1 pseudogene is annotated in these 521 nt (G+C 38.8%); it reads left to right on the forward strand.

Annotated elements, in window-relative coordinates:
* A pseudogene (locus tag E0709_RS12200) lies at nt 1–521 on the forward strand (hypothetical protein); the annotation flags it as partial.

The following is a 521-nucleotide window of genomic DNA, read 5'->3' on the forward strand; positions in this document are numbered from 1 at the left end:
AGATAATACAGGAACCAATGTTACCGTTAATCAAACACAAGCCCACTTTGATATTATCGGTGGTAACAGTAATATAAATACCACTGTAAGCGGTAACCAAATCAAAGTTAATTTAAATAACACCTTAAACTTAACTGATGGAGGTAGTGTCACCATTGGGGATACCTTGTTAAATACTACAGGGTTAACAATTAATGGCGGTCCAAGTATTACTAAATCTGGTATTGATGCGGGTAATCACACCATTACCAACGTGGCAAATGGTACAAACGGTACCGATGCCGTAAACTTAAATCAGTTAAATGCGGTGAATGCCACAGCCAGCGCGGGTTGGAACTTAAATACCAGCGGCAATGCAACGGTTGCTAATGTGGCACCAAACAGTACGGTGACATTCAATGGTGATAATAATATTAATGTGACGCATACGGGTTCAACTGTTAATGTAACATTAAATAATGCGGTAGATTTAGGTAAAGACGGTTCATTAACTGTCAATGGCACCACTATTAACAATAACG

The sequence above is a fragment of the Lonepinella koalarum genome (assembly GCF_004565475.1).
GTDB lineage: Bacteria > Pseudomonadota > Gammaproteobacteria > Enterobacterales > Pasteurellaceae > Lonepinella > Lonepinella koalarum.